Origin of the sequence: Wolbachia endosymbiont of Mansonella perstans (assembly GCF_020278605.1) — a bacterium.
GTDB lineage: Bacteria > Pseudomonadota > Alphaproteobacteria > Rickettsiales > Anaplasmataceae > Wolbachia.
The window spans coordinates 1-1,503 of sequence record NZ_JACZHU010000136.1; the positions used below are offsets into that span (position 1 = coordinate 1).

Genomic DNA, 1,503 nt, shown 5'->3' on the forward strand with positions numbered 1-1,503 from the left:
ATAAAAATGATATAACAACTGACCTTCTTCTCTTGAATATATTCTTGCAGGTGGTGTCATGTAAGTAGCTGATACTGGTTTGTTACTGTTATGCCCATCTTTAGTTACTTGGGTGACAAGAACAAGAAAAGTAAGCTCTGGCTTTTTGATTGAATAATAACCTCCTTATTTTCAGATACCATCAGTAAGCAAATATGGTGCCATATATTTTTTGGCTTAGAGAGAAGGTGTAAGGTGTCCGGTTAAATCTCCCAGGTGGAGCCTGTGAATCACAAGAACAATTACTCCTTTTTTTCTATTGTTGAACCTGCCTACTAAAGTCTGGTCAAACCAGTTTGTAGCACGCTTTCTAAGCGTTTCGCTCAAAGCTTGAGTGGGGCTTAGGGATCATCCACGATAATGAAATCACCACCTTCACCGGTCAGTGTTCTTCTAACGGACGTTGCGATTCTTTATTCTCTCTGAACTGTTTGAAATTTGTATTTGGCGTTCTGCTCTTTGGATAGTTCTATCTCCGGAAATAATTCTTGATACCAATCCGATTGCATTACGCACCTTATGTTAAGCGAGTGCTTTTCGCTCAGCCGCTGAGAATAGCTTGCAACTATTATTCTTGCAGTTGGCTGATTGTCTAGTATCCATGCAGCCACGTAACACTAACGCACATGGACTTCATCGAGCGCGGTGGTATATTGAATATTATTCGCCTCATTTTGCCAACACTTGCTGCTTTAAGCCTCTCTGCTATAACTTTTGTATACTGATAGCCATTATACCTACATCCCGGCATCACCGTTTTAAAGCATGGCTCAATGAATTTTAGAAAGTTTATGTTTTCCATATTAGTCTCCTGTCATTCCAACCTCTATGATGTCATCCAAGCAGCCTTTTCTTGTCATCCCAGTACTTGATACTGAATCTAGAATATACTTTAGTTATAAATACTAAGAAACTTATCAAATAAAAAAAAGGCAAAAGAAACCCCGTTAGCTAGTTATTCACTATCTATCTTTTAAATTGGCATTTTTTTTATTGCCCTAAACGCTTTAACAAACGCATTTTAGCTTATACTAAGTAAAAACCTTGAAAGTTTATAAAGGCATGAGGTACACATGGTGCAAAAAATTAAACAACAGTATGCCAAGTATATTGAGTTTTTTTGTTGTTTAATCTGCACGGACTGAAACTAAATAATAACTTCAGTGCTATGGTAAGGAGGTTATAGGAATTTGTCAAGCAAATTTTTCGTTGAGCTTCTGTACTAATTATTATCTAAGCTAATTATTGGTTGTGCATCTTGTTCAGAAATGAGGGTAACTAGTAGGTTATTTATCAATTGAATCTTTTGCTTCCCATCCAATTGTATACTTTTATTTTTTTCAAAATGGGCTATTACCTCCTCGACAATTCCTATTGCATTTTGCACTATATGCTTTCTTGCAGAGGTGATAGCATGTGCTTGTTGACGCCTCAGCATTGCTTGTGCAATTTCAGAAGAATACG

General features: G+C 36.9%; 1 protein-coding gene and 1 pseudogene. Both read right to left on the reverse strand.

The features are described from left to right. Positions 1–452 precede the first annotated feature (452 nt). Positions 453–650: a hypothetical protein gene (locus IHO13_RS05440; protein WP_225538624.1), complete on the reverse strand. Its 198-nt coding sequence runs from the start codon at positions 648–650 to the stop codon at positions 453–455. 611 nt (positions 651–1,261) lie between these two features. Further along, positions 1,262–1,503, reverse strand: a pseudogene (locus IHO13_RS05445) (SPFH domain-containing protein); the annotation flags it as partial.